Origin of the sequence: Streptomyces sp. NBC_00012, assembly GCF_045040875.1 — a bacterium.
Lineage (GTDB): Bacteria > Actinomycetota > Actinomycetes > Streptomycetales > Streptomycetaceae > Streptomyces.
Map to the genome: position 1 here is coordinate 6,694,025 of NZ_CP108309.1, position 18,820 is coordinate 6,712,844.

Here is an 18,820-nt window from a genome sequence, read left to right on the forward strand (position 1 = left end):
CGGGGGCGCGCTGAGATGCGCGCACCGGGGTCGATCGGCTAGCAAGAGCGCATGGCGGTGTTCGTCGCGCTCGGCGCGTTCCTGATGACCCTGGCAGGCGGCTGGGTCGCCCAGCGCGTCACCGACCGCCGTCACCTGGTGCTCGGCTTCGCCGGCGGACTGATGCTCGGAGTGGTCGGCCTGGACCTGCTGCCGGAGGCGATCGAGGCCGCGGGCGAACCCGTCTTCGGCGTCCCGGCCGCCCTGCTGCTGTTCGTCGGCGGCTTCCTCGTCGCCCACCTCGTGGAGCGGCTGCTCGCGGTACGCCAGGCGGCACACGGCGCGGGCGAGGAGCGGGTGCCCCAGGTCGGGCTCACGGCGGCGGCGGCGATGGTCGGCCACAGCCTGATGGACGGCGTCGCACTCGGCGCGGCCTTCCAGGTGGGCGCGGGCATGGGAGCCGCCGTCGCGCTCGCCGTCATCACGCACGACTTCGCCGACGGCTTCAACACGTACACGATCACCAGCCTGTACGGGAACGCCCGCCGCAAGGCCCTGATCATGCTGTTCGCGGACGCGCTGGCGCCGATCGTGGGAGCCGCGACGACGCTCCTGTTCACCCTTCCGGCGGAACTCCTCGGCTGCTATCTCGGCTTCTTCGGCGGCGCGCTGCTCTACCTTGCCGCCGCCGAGATCCTCCCCGAGGCACACCACCGGCACCCGGCCCGTTCCACACTGCTGTGCACCGTGGCCGGGGTGGGCTTCATCTGGCTCGTGGTGGGCATCGCGGGCTGAGAGCCGGACCGCACCCGGCCGCCTCACCGCCGCCCGCCCCGTCCGCCTGCCCGCACCGGGCCCCGGCTCATTCCGCGCACCGGCTCACTCCGCACACCGCTCGACGAACCGGCGGGCCATGCCGGGTGCCGAGGCCCAGTGCGTATGCAGATAGCTCGCGTGCACGCCCCGCCACACGTACCCCTCGACCCGCCGCTCCGGCTGGTGCATGCCCCACGCCGGATCGGCCCCGGCACCCGGCTCCAGCACGGTGCGGTGGAACTCGTGCCCGCGCACCCGGGTGCCGGGGGCCGCCAGCACGCTGTCGGAGACCGCCACGGCCTCCCGGTAGCCGAGCGTCAGCCGCTTCGACATCCGCGCCTCGGCGTCGAGGACCCCGCACATCGGCAGCCCGTCGAGCGAACGCGCCAGATACAGCAGCCCGGCGCATTCGGCGGACACCGGAGCCCCGGACTCCGCCAGCCCGGCCACGGCCTCGCGCAGCGCCGCGTTGGCGGACAGCTCACCCGCGTACACCTCCGGGAAGCCCCCGCCCACGACCAGCCCCCGGGTGCCCTTCGGCAGCGCCTCGTCCCGCAACGGGTCGAACGGCACGACCTCGGCCCCGGCGGCGGTGAGCAGCTCGGTGTGCTCGGCGTACGAGAAGGTGAACGCGGCGCCGGAAGCCACCGCGACGACCGGGGACCGGCCACCGGCGGGAGCGGGCAGGGCGACGGGCCCGCCGCAGCCGTCGATCGTCTCCGCCGCGTCCCACACCTCACCCGGAAGCTCGGGCGCGGAGCGGGCCAGCGCCATCAGCGCCTCCAGATCGCACCCCGCCACCACCTGCTCCCGCATCGCCTCGACCGCGCCCACCGCGTCGCCCCGCCGCTCGGCCACCGGCACCAGACCCAGATGACGCGACGGCACGGCCACCTGATCGGCCCGGTGGAGCACCCCCAGCACCGGCAGACCGGACTCGTCCAGCGCGTCCCGCAGCAGCGCCTCGTGCCGCGGGGAGCCGACCTTGTTCAGGATCACCCCGCCGAGCCGCACCTGCGGATCCCACGAGGCGAAACCGTGCACCAGCGCGGCCACCGAACGCGACTGCGACGACGCGTCGACGACCAGCACCACGGGCGCCCGCAACAGCTTCGCGACCTGGGCGGTCGACGCCAGCTCGCCCTGCCCCGACGCACCGTCGTACAGCCCCATCACGCCCTCGACCACCGCCAGGTCGCACCCCAGCGCCCCGTGCGCGAACAGCGGGGCGACCCGGTCGGGACCGCACATGTACGCGTCGAGGTTGCGCCCCGGCCGGCCCGTGGCCAGCGTGTGGTAGCCGGGGTCGATGTAGTCGGGCCCGACCTTGTGCGGGGACACGGCGAGGCCGCGCCCCGCGAAGGCCGCCATCAGCCCCGTGGCGACGGTGGTCTTGCCGCTCCCCGACGAGGGCGCGGCGATCACCAGACGAGGAGTGTTCACTGCCGTTCCCTCACCATTCGATGCCCCGCTGGCCCTTCTGACCGGCATCCATCGGGTGCTTGACCTTCGACATCTCGGTCACCAGATCGGCGGCGTCCAGCAGCTTCTGCGGCGCGTTGCGCCCGGTGATGACCACGTGCTGCGCACCGGGGCGGTCGCGCAGCACCTCGATCACCTCGTCGGTGTCGACCCACCCCCAGTGCATCGGGTACGCGAACTCGTCGAGGACGTACAGCCGGTACGTCTCGGCGGCCAGGTCGCGCTTGACCTGCTCCCAGCCCTCGCGCGCCGCCTCCTCGTTGTCCATCTGGCCGTCGCGCTGCACCCACGACCAGCCCTCGCCCATCTTGTTCCAGACGACGGACCCGCCCTCGCCGCTGGCTCCGAGGACCTTCAGCGCGTTCTCCTCGCCGACCTTCCACTTCGCCGACTTGACGAACTGGAAGACGCCGATCGGCCACCCCTGATTCCAGGCGCGCAGCGCGAGCCCGAAGGCCGCCGTCGACTTCCCCTTGCCGATGCCGGTGTGCACCATCAGCAGCGGACGATTTCGGCGCTGACGGGTCGTGAGCCCGTCGTCGGGCACGGTGGTCGGCTGTCCCTGCGGCATTACGCGGCCCTCCTGTTGGTTTCCTGAACGTCCTTGACGAGCCCGGCGATCGAGTCGGCCCGCAGCTCTTCGAGCGTGACGGCACTGCCCCCGAGATCGCGGGCGAGGCTTCCCGCGAGGCCGAGCCGCACCGGCCCCGACTCGCAGTCCACGACGACGGACGCCACGCCCTGCGCCTCGTGCAGCCGCGCCGCCCGGGACGCCAGCGCCACCGGATCGGGCCCCCCGGTCGCCCGCCCGTCGGTCACCACGACCAGCAGCGGCCGCCGCGACGGATCGCGCAGCCGCTCCACCCGCAGCACCTCGTGGGCCTTGAGCAGCCCGGCCGCGAGCGGGGTACGCCCACCGGTCGGCAGCAGCTCCAGCCGTGCCGCCGCGGCGTCCACCGACGACGTCGGCGGCAGCGCCACCTCGGCGTCCCTGCCCCGGAAGGTGACCAGCCCGACCTTGTCCCGCCGCTGGTACGCGTCCAGCAGCAGCGAGAGGACCGCACCCTTCACCGCGGCCATCCGCTGCCGGGCAGCCATCGACCCGGAGGCGTCCACCACGAAGAGCACGAGGTTCCCCTCGCGCCCCTCCCGGACCGCCTGCCGCAGATCGTCCCGCCGGACCACCAGTCCGCGCCCGGAGCGTCCCCGCGTCCGCTGGTGCGGGGCGGCGGCCTGCACGGTCGCCGCCAGGTGCAGCTTGGTCAGGGCGCCCTGCGGACGCCGCGCGCCGGTCGTACGCCCGTGCTCGGTACGGGCCCGGGAGCGGCGCCCCGCCGCGCCCTCGCCCAGACCGGGAACGCTCAGCATCTTCGTGCGGAACGGCTCGGCGGCGCCCACCGGCCGCCGGTCACCGCTCCCGGCGGACTGCCCCTGCCCTTGACCCTGACCCTGCTCGGGTACGGACGGCGCGGGCGCGTCGCCGGCCTCGCCACCGGGGCCCGGCGGAGTGTCGGGTCCGTCGCCCTGCGGGGGGCGGCCGCCACCGGGGCCGTCCGGGTCCGGGTCCTCGTCCTCGCCGCCGTTCTGCTCCAGTGTGTCGTCGAGCTTGTCCTCGTCGAGGCCCGGCGCGTCGAACGGATTGCGCCGGCGCCGGTGGGGGAGCGCGAGCAGGGCCGCCTGCCGTACGTCCTCGGCGAGCACCTCCGTACGTCCCGCCCAGGCGGCCAGCGCGGTGGCCGTCCGCGCCATCACGATGTCCGCGCGCATCCCGTCGACCTCGAAGGCGGCGCAGGTGGCGGCGATCTGCCGCAACGCCGCGTCGTCGAGCCGCACTTCGGGCAGCAGGGCGCGCGCGGCGACGATCCTCGCCCGCAACGCGTCCTCCTCGTCGGCCCACTTGGCGGCGAAGGCCGCCGGTTCGTCGTCGTACGCGAGCCGTCGCCGCACCACCTCGACCCGCTGATCGGTCTCCCGGGACGCGGCGACCTCGACGGTCAGCCCGAAACGGTCGAGCAACTGCGGCCGCAGCTCGCCCTCCTCGGGGTTCATCGTCCCGACGAGCAGGAAACGCGCCGCATGCCGTACGGAGACGCCTTCGCGCTCCACGTACGAGGCACCCATCGCGGCCGCGTCCAGCAGGAGGTCCACGAGGTGGTCGTGGAGCAGATTGACCTCGTCGACGTAGAGGATCCCGCGATGCGCGTCGGCGAGCAGGCCCGGCTCGAACGCCTTCACGCCCTCCGCCAGCGCGCGCTCGATGTCGAGCGCCCCGACGAGCCGGTCCTCGGACGCGCCGACCGGCAGCTCCACCATGCGGGCGTCCCGCGACACGCCGGTCCCGGCTTCGTGCGGGCCGTCCGGACACGCCGGGTCGGGCGACTCGGGGGCGCAGGAGAAACGGCACCCGGGGACGACGTCCACCCCCGGCAGCAACGCCGAGAGCGCGCGCACGGCGGTGCTCTTCGCGGTGCCCTTCTCCCCGCGCACGAGGACGCCGCCGATGTTCGGCGCTACGGAGTTGAGAAGCAGGGCGAGTTGCAGGTCCTGCTGCCCGACGACGGCGGTGAACGGGAAATGCGTGCTCACGGGGCGATCCCTCCTGTGAATGAATGGTCATGAAAAAGGCGGCCTCGGCCCGCGCCGTTCACCGGCGCCCTCCCGGTGCTCCGGGGGCGATGAAGGGAAGCCCCGACGGCGCGCCCGACTCGATGAGCCGCAGCAACGCATCGGTGTCCGCGTGTTCCTCGACGAGATCGCCGAGGCGGTCGAGCTGCTCCTCGCGCAGCGCCGCGAAACAGGTGTCCGGAGCGGGGACGAAACGCCGGCCCGCGCCGCGCGCGACCTCGGTCAGGAAGCGGCGGCGGAATTCGTCGCTCTCCAGCGAGCCGTGCCAGTGGGTGCCCCACACGGCGCCGACCCGGCAGCCGTCGAGGAACGGCTCTCCGCCGCGCACGTCCGCCACGCCGTGATGGATCTCGTACCCCTCGACCGGCGCGCCGAGCGCCTGGCCTACCGGCCGGGCCAGGGTCTTCTCCCGGTCGAAGCGGATGCGTACGGGGAGGAGGCCGAGACCCTCCACCTGCCCGGCCCGCGACTCGACCTCGTCCTCGATCTGCTCGCCGAGGATCTGGAAACCGCCGCAGATGCCGAGGACCGGCCGGCCCTCGGCCGCGCGCCGCACCAGCGCGTCGGCGAGGCCGCGCTCGCGCAGCCAGGCCAGCGCCTTCACGGTCCCGCGGGTGCCCGGCACCACGACCAGGTCGGCGTCGGACAGCTCCTCGGCGCGGTCCACGAACCTGACGACGACGCCGGGCTCGGCGGCCAGCGCGTCCACATCGGTGAAGTTCGACATCAGCGGCACCGCGCACACCGCGACGCGCAGCACGTCCTCGCCGTGGGGCGGCGCGACGACCGACTCGCGCACCGCCCCGCGCAGCGAGACCCGCAGCCCGTCCTCCTCGTCGATGCCGAGGCCGTGGGCGAAGGGCAGCACTCCGTACGTCGGCCGGCCGGTGAGGTCCCGCAGCATCTCCAGGCCCGGCTCCAGCAGCGACACGTCGCCGCGGAACTTGTTGACGAGATAACCGGCGATCAGCGACTGGTCCTCCTCGGCGAGCAGCGCCGTCGTACCGAAGAACGAGGCGAAGACGCCACCGCGGTCGATGTCGCCGACGACCACCACCGGGAAGCGCGCCGCCCGCGCGATGCCCATGTTCACGATGTCCGTGCGCCGCAGATTGATCTCGGCCGGGCTGCCCGCCCCCTCGCAGATCACCGCGTCGTAGGTGCTCCGGAGCTGCTCCAGGCAGTCCACGACCGTGGAGAACAGCGATTCCTGCCTGCCTCCGTGGTAGCCGCGCGCGCTCATCTCGCCGACCGGCTTCCCCATCAGGACGACCTGGCTGGAGCGGTCGCTGCCGGGCTTGAGCAGGACCGGATTCATCAGTGCCGTCGGCTCGACGCGGGCGGCCTGGGCCTGCATGGCCTGGGCGCGCCCGATCTCGGCGCCCGCGCGGGTGACGAACGAGTTGAGCGACATGTTCTGCGCCTTGAAGGGCGCCACCTTCACGCCCCGGCGCACGAGCCAGCGGCAGATCCCCGCCGTGACGACGCTCTTGCCCGCGTCGGAGGTCGTTCCGGCGACCAGCAGCCCGCCGCTCATGCGTTGCTCCGTCCTGTGATGCGAGGTCCTGCGGGGCGACGTCCCGTCACGTCGGTTCCGGTGCCCCGGCGCCCCGCGATCCGCCGCGCTGCGAGGGCCGCACCGAGCCGCCCCGCCACGCAGACGCCCAGCGCCAGCGCACTCACCCGGCGCGACAGCCGCACCGCGCGCTCGATGTCCGCGCTCTCCACGGCCCGGCCCGTCTCCCCGTTGAGCACCGGGCGGTGTTCGACCCGGCCGCCGTACGCGAGGGTTCCGCCGAGCCGTACGCCGAGCGCACCCGCGAACGAGGCCTCCACCGGGCCCGCGTTGGGGCTCGGGTGCTTGGCGGCATCGGCCCGCCAGGCGCGGACCGCTCCACGTGGCCGCCCCCCGGCGGCCACGGCGAGCAGGGCCGTGAGCCGGGCGCCCGGCCAGCCCGCGAGGTCGTCGAGGCGGGCCGAGGCCCAGCCGTAGCGCAGATGCCGGGGCGAGCGGTGCCCGACCATGGCGTCGAGGGTGTTGGCGGCCCGGAAACCGGCCAGCCCGGGGACCCCGGCCAGCGCACCCCACACCAGGGCGCCGACCACGGCGTCCGAGGTGTTCTCCGCCACGGACTCCACCACGGCGCGGGCGATCTGCGGTCCGTCCAGGGAGTGCGGGTCGCGCCCGCACAGGTGTGGCAGCCGCTCACGGGCCAGCTCGATGTCACCGGCGGCCAGGGCACCGCCGATGGCCCGTGCCTCGCGCCCCAGGGACGTACCGCCGACGACGGACCAGGTGGCGGCAGCGGTCAGCGCCACGGAGGCGGCGGGGCTGCGGTGCACGGCACGGGTGAGCAGCGCGGCACCGCCCGCGGCGCCTCCGGCGCAGACGAGGGTGTGCAGCGCGCCCCAGCCGCGGTGATCGCGCCACAGACGGCGCTCGACGCCCGCCGCGGCCCGCCCGAAGGCGGCGACCGGATGTCCCCTGCGGGGGTCACCGAGCAGCAGATCGCCGATCAGACCGGCCGTGGCGCCGTACGCGAAGATGCGGTCGGCTCGCACGGATCAGCCGGCCGTCGCGCCTCGGCGGACCTTTGTGCAGGAGGCTCTCGTCGAGAGCGCCGGAAAAGCGGACGCAGGGCAGCCGGGCATGGCGATATGTCCTCACTCAGGGTCCGCGCCCTGGTTCGACGTGACCGGCGACGAGAGTCTCCTGGCTCCCGGATCCGCGGTTTCCCCGGCCTTCCAGCCCGCTCGCGCGAGCCGTGACTTCCGGTGTGGGGGACCGCTCCCCGGTGACAGTGGCGGGACCGCGCCGGATTCGCACCGGCTTCCTCTGCTGTCGCCGTAATTGGCTCCGGCAGTCCACCACGCTCTGCGAACGCCCGTCAACCTGCCGTTGACCTGCGGCGGCGCAGTGTGCTGAGACCCACATCGGGCCGGACACCTGTGGTGTCCGGCCCGACGGGGGAGCGTGCGCGGGAGTGGCTCAGGCGACGATCAGATAGATCCCGTACGCGACGGCCGCCGCGCACAGCCCGAAGCAGACGTACGCGCCGGCGCGGGCCAGCAGCAGCGAGCCGCCGGAGCCGCCCTGCGCCGCCGGTTCCGGCTGCTTGGAGAGGCCGACGATGCCCAGGGTGAAGAGGCCCACCAGCGCGACGGTGACGACGAGGGAGACGCCGAATACGGAGCCGAGGGCTGCCCAGTCGATGTTCATGCTGAATCCTTAGACGGCCGGTTCAGACGGTGGCGGGTCGCGCCGGGTCCTGGGTGGTTCCGGCCGGGGCCGGAATGGTGGTCATGAGGTTCTGGGACGGCGCCGCGGCCACGGTGGGCGGCGGGCTGACGGCGGCGATGGCCGTGGTGACGACGCCCGCGGGCTCGGCGTCGCCTTCCGACGGGGCGACGTCGCCGTGGCCGACCGGCTTGCGGCGGGACACCAGCCAGATGGCACCGGAGCCCACGACCAGCAGCGCCGCGACGACGACGACACCCCAGGTGCCCTGCTTGGTCAGGAGCTCCGCGCCCGCGCCGACCAGACCGGCGGCCGGCAGGGTCAGACCCCAGGCGACGAACATCCGGGTGGCGGTGGACCAGCGGACCACACCGCCCTGCCGGCCGAGGCCCGCGCCCATCACGGCGCCGGAGCAGGACTGGGTGGTGGAGAGCGAGAAGCCGAGGTGCGAGGAGGCCAGGATGACCGTGGCGGCGCTGGTCTGGGCGGCGAAGCCCTGCGGCGGCCTGAGGTCGGTGAGGCCGCTGCCCATGGTGCGGATGATGCGCCAGCCGCCCAGGTAGGTGCCGAGCGCGATGGCCGTACCGGCGCAGACGATGACCCAGACCGGCGGGTTGGCGCCCGGGTGCAGGACGCCGCCGGTGACCAGGGCCAGGGTGATGATGCCCATGGTCTTCTGCGCGTCGTTGGTGCCGTGGGCGAGCGAGACCAGTCCGGCCGAGGCGATCTGGCCGGCCCGGTAGCCCTTGGCGGTGGCCTTCTCCTGGGCGTCGTTGCGGACCTTGCCGCCGATCCGGTACGTCAGCCTGGTGGCCAGCAGCGCGGCCAGACCGGCGACGATCGGGGCGGCGAGGGCGGGGAGCAGCACCTTGGTGACGACGGTGCCGCCGTTGACGGACGACCAGCCCGCCGACATCACTGCCGCGCCGATCAGACCGCCGAACAGGGCGTGCGAGGAGCTGGACGGCAGTCCGACCAGCCAGGTCAGCAGATTCCACAGAATGGCGCCGACGAGTGCCGCGAAGATGACTTCTGTTCGCAGCCCGTCCTCGTTGATGATCCCGCCGGAGATCGTCTTGGCGACCTCCACCGACAGGAAAGCGCCGACGAGATTGAGAACGGCGGACATGGCCACCGCTGTCTTCGGTCTGAGTGCACCGGTCGAGATGGTGGTCGCCATCGCGTTCGCGGTGTCGTGGAAACCGTTCGTGAAATCGAACACTAGAGCTGTCACGATCACAATCGCGAGTAGCAGCGTGATGTGTTCCATTTACCCAGGCAATCGTTCGACGTCATTGGCATGTGGACCGTAGGCAACCTGGGTGAACGGAAGATGAACTGGGCAGGGCGTTGTGGTGTTCCAAACCGGAGCCGAAGCATTCCGCTTACGCCCCGCGTAGGTGTGGCCCGGCTTTTCCGCGGGGCGCGGCTGTGGTCGATCGCATACCCGTTCGCTTCCGCGGCTGACAGGATCGGCGCATGAGCGATCAGCAGCAGGACGCGATCGGACGGGCCTGGGACGGTGTCGTCGCCACCGCCCGGCGTACGGCGGCCGAGGGCCTCGTCGTCGGGACCTCGGGAAACGTCTCGGCACGGGTCGGCGACACCATCCTGGTCACGCCGAGCGGAGTGCCGTACGACCGGCTGGGCCCGAAGGACGCCGTCGGTGTCGATCCGGAGGGCAACCGGGTACTCGGCGAACTCGCCCCGACCAGCGAACTCCCGCTTCACCTCGCGGTCTACCGGAACACCGACGCGGCCGCCGTCGTGCATACCCACGCGGTGCACGCCACCGCCGTCTCCACATTGGTTTCCGAGGTCCCGTCGGTCCACTACGCCGCCGCCATGCTGGGCGGCCTCGTCCGTGTCGCCCCCTACGCGCGCTACGGCACCGAGGAACTGGCCGTGAACATGCTCGCCGCCCTGCGCGACCGCACCGGCTGCCTGCTCCAGAACCACGGAACCGTCACCTACGGATCCACCCTGGACCAGGCGTACGACAGGACCGCCCAGCTGGAATGGCTCTGTCGGCTCTGGCTCGCCGCGAGCTCCGTCCCCGGACGCAGCCCGAACCTGCTCTCCCCGGAGCAGCTGCACGACGTCCAGGAGGCGCTGAAGGGATACGGACAACCGGGCTGACCCAGGGCTGTCCCGTGCCCGGTCCACCGGGCGTCGCGGTCCACCGGACGGCCCCGTCCGCTGGCAGGGTCACGCACCCGCCACGACACTGAAGCGGTGCGCCCGGCAACAGTCACGGCAGCAGCCGTCACCACGATCCTCGGCGTCGGTGCGGCAGCGGTCGCGGCCGGCCGGTACGCCAGCGACGCCGCCCTCAGGGCGCCGTCGGGACGCCCCCTCCCCGCCGACCGCAGACTCACCGTGCACGCCACGGCGGCCGGGCAGGTCACCCTGACCCGCTCCTTCACCGCTCTGCGGCCCGGCACATACGGACTGACGGGCAAGGACGTCCACGCCGTGGTCGGCCCGGTGATCGAGCACGCCCACCACGCCCCCGACACCGTGGTCCGCAGACTGGAACGCGTCGACCGCGGCAGCCTGGAGACCGGTGCGAAGGTCCGTGTCACCCCGCAGTTGCACAGCGGCGACCCGTTCTCGGCCCTCGGCCTGGACCACAGGGACGTCGAGATCCCCGGCGAACTCGGCACCCTGCCCGCCTGGTTCGTGCCCGGCCCCCGCGACACCTGGGTCATCGCCGTGCACGGCATCGGCACCACCAGGGAACACCCCATGAACGTCATGAGGTTCCTGCACGGCCTGCGGCTGCCCGTGCTCGACCTGGCCTACCGCGGCGACGCCGGAGCCCCGAGGTCCCCCGACGGCCTCGCTCATCTCGGCGAATCCGAATGGCGCGACCTGGACGCCGCGATCCGCTTCGCCGTGCGGTACGGAGCCGAGAAGGTCGTCCTGCACGGCTGGTCCACCGGCGCCTCCATGGCGCTGCTCGCGGCCGTCAACTCCGCGCTGCGCGACCGGATCTGCGGCCTCGTCCTCGACTCGCCGGTGCTGGACTGGGCCGCCACGCTGCGCGCCCTGGCCGTCGCCCGCGGTGTCCCGGCCGCCCTGCTGCCGCTTGCCGTCCGCGCCGCCGAGGGGCAGACCGGACTGCACGGCGCCCGGCTGCTGGACGGCTCCCTCGCCCCGGCACTGCATGTCCCGACCCTGATCTTCCACGGGCCCGACGACCGGCTCGCCCCCTGGCAGCCCTCCCGCGACCTCGCCGCCCGCCGCCCCGAGCTGATCGCCCTGCACACGGTGCCGCAGGCTCCGCATGCGGCGATGTGGAATGCCGATCCGGCCCACTACGAAGAGACACTGCGCCGCTTTCTCACGCCCCTGATGTGACCTGATGAGGGGGATCGGCCGGTTGGTCCCGGGGCCCGCCCCACCGGCCCCCACCGGTAATCCGGGTTCCGTTTGGGCTTTCGGGCCGTCAGGAGCAAGACTGCTCCCCGTGACGTCCCGTAACCCGCGCGACTCCAGGCTGCGACTTGTCCGCCCGCGACCCCTTGCGACCGCCCGCAAGGCCGTGACCACCCGGCGCACCAGGCCGGCGCCCCGCCCACCGGAGGGCACTCCGCCCCGGTCGGAACTGGCCCGGCAGGCCAGGACGGCCCTCGCCGATGCCGTACGGATCGCCCGCTGGGCGGCCGACGGCGCGATCCCCGGCGCACCACCGCTCGCTGTCCAGGCACTCCAACGGGCCGCGACAGCTCTGGAATTGTCCCCGGCCCAGGTGCGCTCCGGCTGGGACCGGGCCAGGCTCGCCGGCCTCGTCGAACTGCACGGCGACACCGCACGCCCCGGCTGGCGGCTGCGCGCCTGGGACCGCGACGACTCCGCCGTGCTCCGCGGCTGGGTGGCGCTCTTCGACGCCTGGTCGCTCGTCCACCCGGCGCCCGCGGACATCGAGTCCACCGCGGTCGCCGAGGCCGTCGAAGCCGTGCCACAGGTCCTCTCCCTTCTTCAGCTCTCGGCCGGCCCGGTCACCGTGCCCGCTCTGCTGGACCTGCTCGGCCAGCGCGTCGCGGAACTGCGCGAGGAGCGCTGCGAGGTGCCCTACGGCCCCCAGCCGCTGCCCGCACCGGCCGAAACCGCGCCCGCCGCGCACCCCGCCGCCCTGGTGGCGCTCCTGCTGGACTGGGCCCTGGAAGGCCTGGCGGCCGTCGGGGCACTGACCCTCGGCGCCGGCCACGCCACCCTCACCCCGCTCGGCAACTGGGCGGTCTGGGTCAAGCTGGAACAGATCTGCGTCGCGGCGCAGAGCCCGGCCGGGAACATCGAGCAGTCCGCCGCCGACATGCTGCTCGGCTGCGCCCGGCTCACCCCCGGCCCGGCCCGCGACGAATACCGGGCCTGGCTGGCCGCCCGCCCCGTCGGCAGCGCCGTCGCGGAACTCCTTGCCGTCGCCCGCGGTGAGGACGCGCTCCTGCGGGGGCTGGCCTTCGAGGCGCTCCGGGTCGTCGGCGCCCCGGCCGAGCCCGAGGTGCGCTCCGTCGCCGCCGATCCCTCGCTGCGCCCCTACGCGCTGCTCTGGCTGGCCGAGTACGACGGGACCGACCCCGAGGACGCGCAGGACGTCCTCAGCCGGGAGGAGGCCACCTGGCTCTGGGTCGACACCGCGGCGGCCGTCGCCGACCACGGCGAGGCCGGGCTGCTGGTCCGCCATCTCGACTCGGCCGTCCAGGGCACGGTGCCGGCCCTGCTGGACGAGGTCCGGGCCGTCGGCCACCCGCGCACCGTGCAGGTGCTGGTGGCCCTGGCCGCCGCGCACCCGGACCCGGCGCTGGCCAAGGCGGTGCGCCGGGCCGCGTTCCAGGTGCACACCGGCGGCGCCTGACATCGCGCGCCGGACAGGCCCTGCCCCGGGCCCGTCCGGCCGTCAGCCCGCCGAGCCCGGTGCGTACGTACCGAAGCTCCACACATTGCCCTCGGCGTCCCGCGCCGTGTAGTCGCGCGAGCCGTAGTCCTGATCGGTGGGCGGCATCAGGATCTCCACCCCGTACGCCACCGCCCTGGCGTGGTGCGCGTCGACCTCGTCGACCACGACGTAGACACCGGCGGGGCCCGCGCCCTGCATCGCCTTGGCGAAGACGCCCTCGCGGCCCTTGGAGCCCAGCATCACCCTGCCGTTGCCGCAGGACAGCTCGGCATGGAGCACCTGGCCGCCCTCGCCCTCGTACACCGCTTCCTCGGTGAAGCCGAGGCCCTCCGTCAAGGTCCTGATCGCGGCCCTCGCGTCGTCGTACAGAATCGTCGGATAGATCGTCGGAACGCCGGCCGGTGCGCCTGCCATGACGCTCACCCCTTTTCGTACTTCCGTGACCCTGTTCTGTGATCTGCGTCTCAGTCTTCCATCCGCCACCGACAACGGCCCGGCACGGCTCCTGCGCGGCACGGCACGGCTTGGTTCCCGTCCGGCACGGCTTTGGGGCTCAGCGGAAGGTGTTGCAGTCGGCCATGTCGCCGCTGCGGAAGCCGGTGGTGAACCACTGCCGGCGCTGCGCGGCCGAGCCGTGGGTCCAGGACTCCGGCGTGACCCGGCCCTGGAACTTCTCCTGGATCCGGTCGTCGCCGACCGCGGCCGCCGCGTCGAGCCCGTCCCGGAGGTCCGCCTGCGTCAGCGAGGTGATCAGCGGCCGCCCGGTCGACTCGTCCGGCGTGGTCGTCGCGTGATGCGCCCAGACCCCGGCGTAGCAGTCCGCCTGGAGCTCCACCCGGACCGCGTTGCTGTTCGCGCCGGTCCGGCCGTCCTGGGACCGTTCCAGCGTCCCCATCAGGTCCTGCACATGGTGCCCGTACTCATGGGCGACGACATAGGCCTGGGCGAACGGGCCGCCGCTGGAGCCGAACTTCGTCCGCAGCTCGTCGAAGAAGCCCAGGTCCAGGTAGACCTGCCGGTCGCCCGGGCAGTAGAACGGCCCGACCGCCGAGGTGGCGGAGCCGCACGCGGTGCCGATGCGGTCGCTGAACAGGACGGTGCGCGACGGTGTGTAGGTGCCCCGGCGCCGCTGGAACTCCTGCCGCCAGAAGTCCTGCACGCTGTTGACCACGGCCACGGTCCGGCAGTCGTCCCTGGTGTTCGCGTCCTGCCCGGTCCGGCAGGACTGTTGCACCTGCGCCGCCGTCGACGCGGTCGGCGCCGTGTCCGGACCGCCGTCCGACAGGCCGAGCTGCTCGGGGCCGACGCCGAAGAGCAGCCCCAGGATCAGTGCGACGAGACCGGCGATTCCGCCGCCCACGGTGGCCCTGCCGCCCGGAATCCGGCTGCCGCGCACATCCTGGACCTCGGACGTGTCCAGGTCGGCGTCGTCGTCGAACTGCATGGGGCACCACCCTCCGCTCCGGCCGCGGTGCTCCCACCGCCTCCATGCCTTCGCCGAGTATCGGATAGTTCACACCGCTATGCCCTTTTCTGTTGCGCGGTGGAGTGGGGCGGCGACGCGGGGCGACCGCCGGGCAAGTGCCGTGGATGCATGCGGAAAAGCAGTTGCACGCCGCCAGTAGAATGGCCCGTATGGCAATTCTCCTTGTGCATTAGCGGCGTCGAGACACCTCCGCCCTCGTCCCGTCCGCCGTCCAATCCGCCCTGGAGTTTTACCGTGATCACCGCTTCCGGCGTCGAGCTGCGTGCCGGCGCCCGCATCCTCATCGAGTCCGCCTCCTTCCGTATCGCCAAGGGCGACCGCATCGGCCTCGTCGGCCGCAACGGAGCGGGCAAGACCACACTCACCAAGTGCCTCGCGGGCGAGGGCAGCCCCGTCGGCGGCACCATCACCCGCTCCGGCGAGGTGGGCTACCTCCCGCAGGACCCCCGCACCGGCGACCTCGACGTGCTGGCCCGCGACCGCATCCTCTCCGCCCGCGGCCTCGATGAGATCCTGCGCAAGATGCGGGAGAACGAGGAGCGGATGGCGACCGGCAAGGGCGCCACCCGCGAGAAGGCGATGAAGAAGTACGAGCGCCTGGAGACGGAGTTCCTCACCAAGGGCGGTTACGCCGCCGAGGCCGAGGCCGCCACCATCGCCGCCGCGCTCAGCCTGCCCGACCGGGTGCTCGGACAGCCGCTCCATACGCTCTCCGGCGGTCAGCGCCGCCGCGTCGAGCTGGCCCGCATCCTCTTCTCGGACGCCGACATCCTGCTGCTCGACGAGCCGACCAACCACCTCGACGCCGACTCGATCGTCTGGCTGCGCGACTACCTCAAGACCTACCGCGGCGGCTTCATCGTGATCTCCCACGATGCCGAGCTCGTCGAGACGGTCGTCAACAAGGTCTTCTACCTCGACGCCAACCGCTCGCAGATCGACATCTACAACATGGGCTGGAAGCTCTACCAGCAGCAGCGCGAGGCCGACGAGAAGCGCCGCAAGCGCGAGCGGCAGAACGCCGAGAAGAAGGCTGCGGCCCTCAACTCGCAGGCCGACAAGATGCGCGCGAAGGCCACCAAGACCGTCGCCGCGCAGAACATGGCCAAGCGTGCCGAGCGGCTGCTCTCCGGTCTGGAGGCCGTCCGGGTCTCCGACAAGGTGGCCAAGCTCCGCTTCCCCGAGCCCGCACCGTGCGGCAAGACCCCGCTGATGGCGGAGGGCCTGTCCAAGTCGTACGGCTCGCTGGAAATCTTCACCGATGTGGACCTCGCCATCGACAAGGGCTCCCGGGTCGTCATCCTCGGCCTCAACGGCGCGGGCAAGACCACCCTGCTCCGGCTCCTCGGCGGCGCCGAGGAGCCCGACACCGGCAAGGTGATCGAGGGCCACGGTCTCAAGCTCGGCTACTACGCCCAGGAGCACGAGACCCTCGACCCGGACCGCTCCGTCCTGGAGAACATGCGCTCCGCGGCGCCCGACCTCGACCTGGTCGAGGTCCGCAAGACGCTGGGCTCCTTCCTCTTCTCCGGCGACGACGTCGACAAGCCCGCCGGTGTCCTCTCCGGCGGCGAGAAGACCCGTCTCGCCCTGGCGACCCTGGTGGTGTCCTCCGCCAATGTGCTGCTGCTGGACGAGCCGACCAACAACCTCGACCTGGCCAGCCGCGCGGAGATCCTCGGCGCGCTGCGTACGTACAAGGGCGCCGTGGTCCTCGTCACGCACGACGAGGGCGCGGTCGAGGCACTCCAGCCGGAGCGCATCATCCTGCTGCCGGACGGTGTCGAGGACCTGTGGGGCGCGGACTACCAGGACCTGGTCGCGCTGGCCTGATCCGGCCCGCCGCCGTCTGATCCACTTCGTCTGGATCATTCGGCCTACGTGTGATCCATCATCTGCGTGAGTACGTCTCGTACCCCTGCGCGGCGCCCGGCAGATACCTGCCGGGCGCACCCGTATGGCGGCCGCGCACCCCGTGTGGCCCTGACCTGCCGGTTCGGTCCCGGGCCTTGCCCCGCCCGGTGCCACAGCCCCGCGGAATGCAGAATTCCGGTCGTGCCGGCCCGTTCCCCGGCCGGGAACCCGGTTGCACGGACCTTGCCGAATGGGTGGCCAGGAAGCTCCCGAGGGGTGATCATGAGAGTCCAGAGCGCACTTCCCATGAGGAGGCACGGGTGGCCGAGACTCTGAAGAAGGGCAGCCGGGTTACCGGCGCCGCGCGCGACAAGCTCGCGGCAGACCTGAAGAAGAAGTACGACTCCGGTGCGAGCATCCGGGCGTTGGCCGAAGAGACCGGCCGCTCCTACGGATTCGTCCACCGGATGCTCAGCGAGTCCGGAGTCACGCTGCGGGGACGCGGCGGAGCGACGCGGGGCAAGAAGGCCGCCACGGCCTGACGGCCCAGGCGGTCGGGGCAGGCCGTCCGGCCCGCCCCGGGGCCCACCGGCTTTCGGCGGTGGCCACCCGGTCGGCAGCGATGCCGACCGGGTGGTTACTGTTCAGTCACTTAGCTCTGCATGCTGACTGAACCGATCCGGAGGCGCCCCATGACCTCGCTCGACTCTGTGCTCGACAAGGACGGCGTACGACTCACCGTCGACGACGCGGTCGCCACGGTGACCCTCGCCAATCCGGCCAAGCGCAACGCTCAGTCCCCCGCTCTGTGGCGGGCGTTGACGGAGGCCGGACGGGCGCTGCCCGGCAGCGTGCGGGTCGTTGTGCTCCGCGGTGAGGGCAAGTCCTTCTCCGCGGGGCTCGACCGGCAGGCGTTCACCCCCGAGGGGTTCGACGGCGAGCCGTCCTTCCTCGACATGGCGCGTGGCCCGGAGGCCGAGCTCGACGCGACCATCGCCGAGTACCAGGAGGCGTTCACCTGGTGGCGCCGCAACGACATCGTGTCGATCGCGGCCGTCCAGGGGCATGCGATCGGTGCCGGCTTCCAGCTCGCCCTGGCCTGCGATCTGCGGATCGTCGCCGAGGACGTGCAGTTCGCCATGCGCGAGACCAGCCTCGGTCTGGTACCCGACCTCACCGGTACGCACCCCCTGGTGAACCTGGTGGGGTACGCCCGCGCGCTCGAAATCTGCGCCACGGGCCGCTTCGTGCACGCCGAGGAGGCCGAGCGCACCGGCCTGGCCAACCTCGTCGTCCCCGCCGGTGAGCTGGACGCCGCCGCCCGCGATCTGGCCGGCGCGCTGCTGGCCGCCCCGCGTGACGCCGTCGTGGAGACCAAGGCGCTGCTGAGCGGTGCCGTCTCCCGTGGATTCGAGGAGCAGCGCGTCGCCGAACGCGCCGCGCAGGGCCGCCGGCTGCGCGATCTGGCGGGCATCACCGACTGAGAGCGGGCTCCCGGTCCGGGGCGGGCGGCCCGCCCCGGACCGGGACTCGGCCCCCGCCTCACGACGAGGCCCGGCCCCCCACTCGGCCGAGCCCCCGGCTCCCGGCCCCGCCCCACCGCTCAGCCCTGCCCCCACGGCTCGACCCGCCCCCGCCGATCGGCCCGGCCCCCCGCTCAGCCCTGCGTCACCACCGCGGTGACCAGCACCGCGACCGAGGGATCCCCCTCCACCGCCGCAGCCACGGCGCCCCGCACCGCACGGCCCACGTCGAGCGCCCGGTGGTCCGAGGCCGTCGCCAGCTCGACCCGCACATGGCCCGGCCGCGCGTGCACCGCATGGCCCAGCACCCGGGTCAGCGTCACCACACCGGGAACACCCGCCGCAACGGTCCCCGCGACCCCCTCCGCCTCCGTGGCGCGCACCTCCACCGGCGCGGGCGCCGGTCGTTCCGGCGCCGTGTCGAGCAGTTCCGTCACCCGGACGTCCACCGCGGCGACCACCAGGCCCAGCCGCTGCCCGGCCGCCGTCAGCAGCGTCGCGCGCAGCGCCTCGGCCGCGGCGGGCAGCGGCTGACCGGACACGGCCGACATGTCCGCCTCGATCCGCAGCGGGCCCGGCCGCAGCGCGCTCGGCGGCGGTTCCACCTCCGCCTCCGGCGCCCCGTCCGGATCGGCCACCGAGATCCTCAGCTCCCCGAGCACGGGGCCGGGACCCGCTCCCGCCACCGCTGCGCGCAGCACCGTGACCGCGGCCCGCTCGGCGATCCAGGTCCCGTCCGCCGGACCGCCCAGCGGAAGCAGCCGGCCGAGGCCGAGCCGTTGCCGGACCGCCGCTGTCCATCCGTCCGCCCTGTGCGGGCCGTCATCCGTCGTCATTGCCCCAGCCTGCCGCATCCACGGCGCGGGACGGGGCAAGCACACCTAATGTGGGCAAGTAGGTCCAACCTGCCCAGAAGG

The 18,820-nt window shown here is 73.1% G+C and carries 17 protein-coding genes and 1 riboswitch; of the genes, 7 read left to right on the forward strand and 10 right to left on the reverse strand.

Features of this window, described 5'->3' with window-relative positions; genetic code table 11:
• Nucleotides 1-51: 51 nt before the first annotated feature.
• Nucleotides 52-774, forward strand: a complete 723-nt coding sequence (locus OHA19_RS30650; protein WP_405711409.1) for a ZIP family metal transporter — start codon at nucleotides 52-54, stop codon at nucleotides 772-774.
• Nucleotides 775-858: 84 nt separating this feature from the next.
• Here OHA19_RS30650 and OHA19_RS30655 read toward each other — a convergent pair whose 3' ends face one another.
• From OHA19_RS30655 to OHA19_RS30685, 7 genes are all read right to left on the reverse strand, one after another.
• A complete protein-coding gene (locus OHA19_RS30655; RefSeq protein WP_405711407.1) occupies nucleotides 859-2,238 on the reverse strand; it encodes a cobyrinate a,c-diamide synthase in 1,380 nt (459 codons plus the stop codon).
• 10 nt (nucleotides 2,239-2,248) lie between these two features.
• Nucleotides 2,249-2,848: a cob(I)yrinic acid a,c-diamide adenosyltransferase gene (gene cobO / locus OHA19_RS30660; protein WP_266916730.1), complete on the reverse strand. Its 600-nt coding sequence runs from the start codon at nucleotides 2,846-2,848 to the stop codon at nucleotides 2,249-2,251.
• Nucleotides 2,848-4,863, reverse strand: coding sequence for a putative cobaltochelatase (locus tag OHA19_RS30665; protein ID WP_405711405.1), 2,016 nt, complete (start codon nucleotides 4,861-4,863; stop codon nucleotides 2,848-2,850). Before OHA19_RS30665 ends, cobO begins: the two co-directional genes overlap by 1 nt.
• Nucleotides 4,864-4,921: 58 nt before the next feature.
• Entirely contained in the window at nucleotides 4,922-6,439 is a 1,518-nt protein-coding gene (locus OHA19_RS30670; RefSeq protein WP_405711403.1) for a cobyric acid synthase, read from the reverse strand.
• Nucleotides 6,436-7,464 (reverse strand): cobalamin biosynthesis protein, encoded by a 1,029-nt coding sequence (locus OHA19_RS30675; RefSeq protein ID WP_405711401.1) that lies wholly within the window; start codon nucleotides 7,462-7,464, stop codon nucleotides 6,436-6,438. The genes OHA19_RS30670 and OHA19_RS30675 overlap by 4 nt, the downstream gene beginning before the upstream one ends.
• Nucleotides 7,465-7,608: 144 nt before the next feature.
• A riboswitch (cobalamin riboswitch) is annotated at nucleotides 7,609-7,740 on the reverse strand.
• A 151-nt stretch (nucleotides 7,741-7,891) separates the two neighbouring features.
• Nucleotides 7,892-8,122, reverse strand: a complete 231-nt coding sequence (locus OHA19_RS30680) for a hypothetical protein (RefSeq protein ID WP_124718378.1) — start codon at nucleotides 8,120-8,122, stop codon at nucleotides 7,892-7,894.
• Between the two features lie 22 nt (nucleotides 8,123-8,144).
• Complete coding sequence (locus OHA19_RS30685) at nucleotides 8,145-9,410, reverse strand: anion permease (RefSeq protein WP_405711399.1); 1,266 nt, start codon at nucleotides 9,408-9,410, stop codon at nucleotides 8,145-8,147.
• A 209-nt stretch (nucleotides 9,411-9,619) separates the two neighbouring features.
• On the opposite strand from OHA19_RS30685, the gene OHA19_RS30690 reads away from it, so the two are divergent.
• The 3 genes from OHA19_RS30690 to OHA19_RS30700 all read left to right on the forward strand — a co-directional run bounded on the left by OHA19_RS30690 (nucleotide 9,620) and on the right by OHA19_RS30700 (nucleotide 12,998).
• The gene (locus OHA19_RS30690) at nucleotides 9,620-10,279 is read left to right on the forward strand and encodes a class II aldolase/adducin family protein (RefSeq protein ID WP_405711397.1); all 660 of its coding nucleotides are present in this window, start codon (nucleotides 9,620-9,622) and stop codon (nucleotides 10,277-10,279) included.
• A gap of 96 nt (nucleotides 10,280-10,375) precedes the next feature.
• Nucleotides 10,376-11,503: an alpha/beta hydrolase gene (locus OHA19_RS30695; protein WP_405711395.1), complete on the forward strand. Its 1,128-nt coding sequence runs from the start codon at nucleotides 10,376-10,378 to the stop codon at nucleotides 11,501-11,503.
• A gap of 184 nt (nucleotides 11,504-11,687) precedes the next feature.
• Entirely contained in the window at nucleotides 11,688-12,998 is a 1,311-nt protein-coding gene (locus OHA19_RS30700) for a hypothetical protein (protein WP_405721327.1), read from the forward strand.
• 42 nt (nucleotides 12,999-13,040) lie between these two features.
• Here the strand turns inward: OHA19_RS30700 and OHA19_RS30705 are convergent, their stop codons facing one another.
• Both OHA19_RS30705 and OHA19_RS30710 read right to left on the reverse strand, forming a co-directional pair.
• Complete coding sequence (locus tag OHA19_RS30705; RefSeq protein ID WP_405711393.1) at nucleotides 13,041-13,454, reverse strand: VOC family protein; 414 nt, start codon at nucleotides 13,452-13,454, stop codon at nucleotides 13,041-13,043.
• Nucleotides 13,455-13,593: 139 nt separating this feature from the next.
• The gene (locus tag OHA19_RS30710; protein WP_405711391.1) at nucleotides 13,594-14,484 is read right to left on the reverse strand and encodes a neutral zinc metallopeptidase; all 891 of its coding nucleotides are present in this window, start codon (nucleotides 14,482-14,484) and stop codon (nucleotides 13,594-13,596) included.
• A gap of 276 nt (nucleotides 14,485-14,760) precedes the next feature.
• On the opposite strand from OHA19_RS30710, the gene OHA19_RS30715 reads away from it, so the two are divergent.
• The 3 genes from OHA19_RS30715 (at nucleotide 14,761) to OHA19_RS30725 (ending at nucleotide 17,864) form a co-directional block, all read left to right on the forward strand.
• Nucleotides 14,761-16,359, forward strand: coding sequence for an ABC-F family ATP-binding cassette domain-containing protein (locus OHA19_RS30715; RefSeq protein WP_405711389.1), 1,599 nt, complete (start codon nucleotides 14,761-14,763; stop codon nucleotides 16,357-16,359).
• Nucleotides 16,360-16,700: 341 nt separating this feature from the next.
• Nucleotides 16,701-16,922 (forward strand): helix-turn-helix domain-containing protein, encoded by a 222-nt coding sequence (locus tag OHA19_RS30720; protein ID WP_018518904.1) that lies wholly within the window; start codon nucleotides 16,701-16,703, stop codon nucleotides 16,920-16,922.
• Between the two features lie 150 nt (nucleotides 16,923-17,072).
• A complete protein-coding gene (locus tag OHA19_RS30725; RefSeq protein ID WP_405711387.1) occupies nucleotides 17,073-17,864 on the forward strand; it encodes an enoyl-CoA hydratase/isomerase family protein in 792 nt (263 codons plus the stop codon).
• A gap of 173 nt (nucleotides 17,865-18,037) precedes the next feature.
• On the opposite strand, the gene OHA19_RS30730 is transcribed toward OHA19_RS30725, so the two are convergent.
• A complete protein-coding gene (locus OHA19_RS30730) occupies nucleotides 18,038-18,739 on the reverse strand; it encodes a hypothetical protein (RefSeq protein WP_405711385.1) in 702 nt (233 codons plus the stop codon).
• Nucleotides 18,740-18,820: the final 81 nt, after the last annotated feature.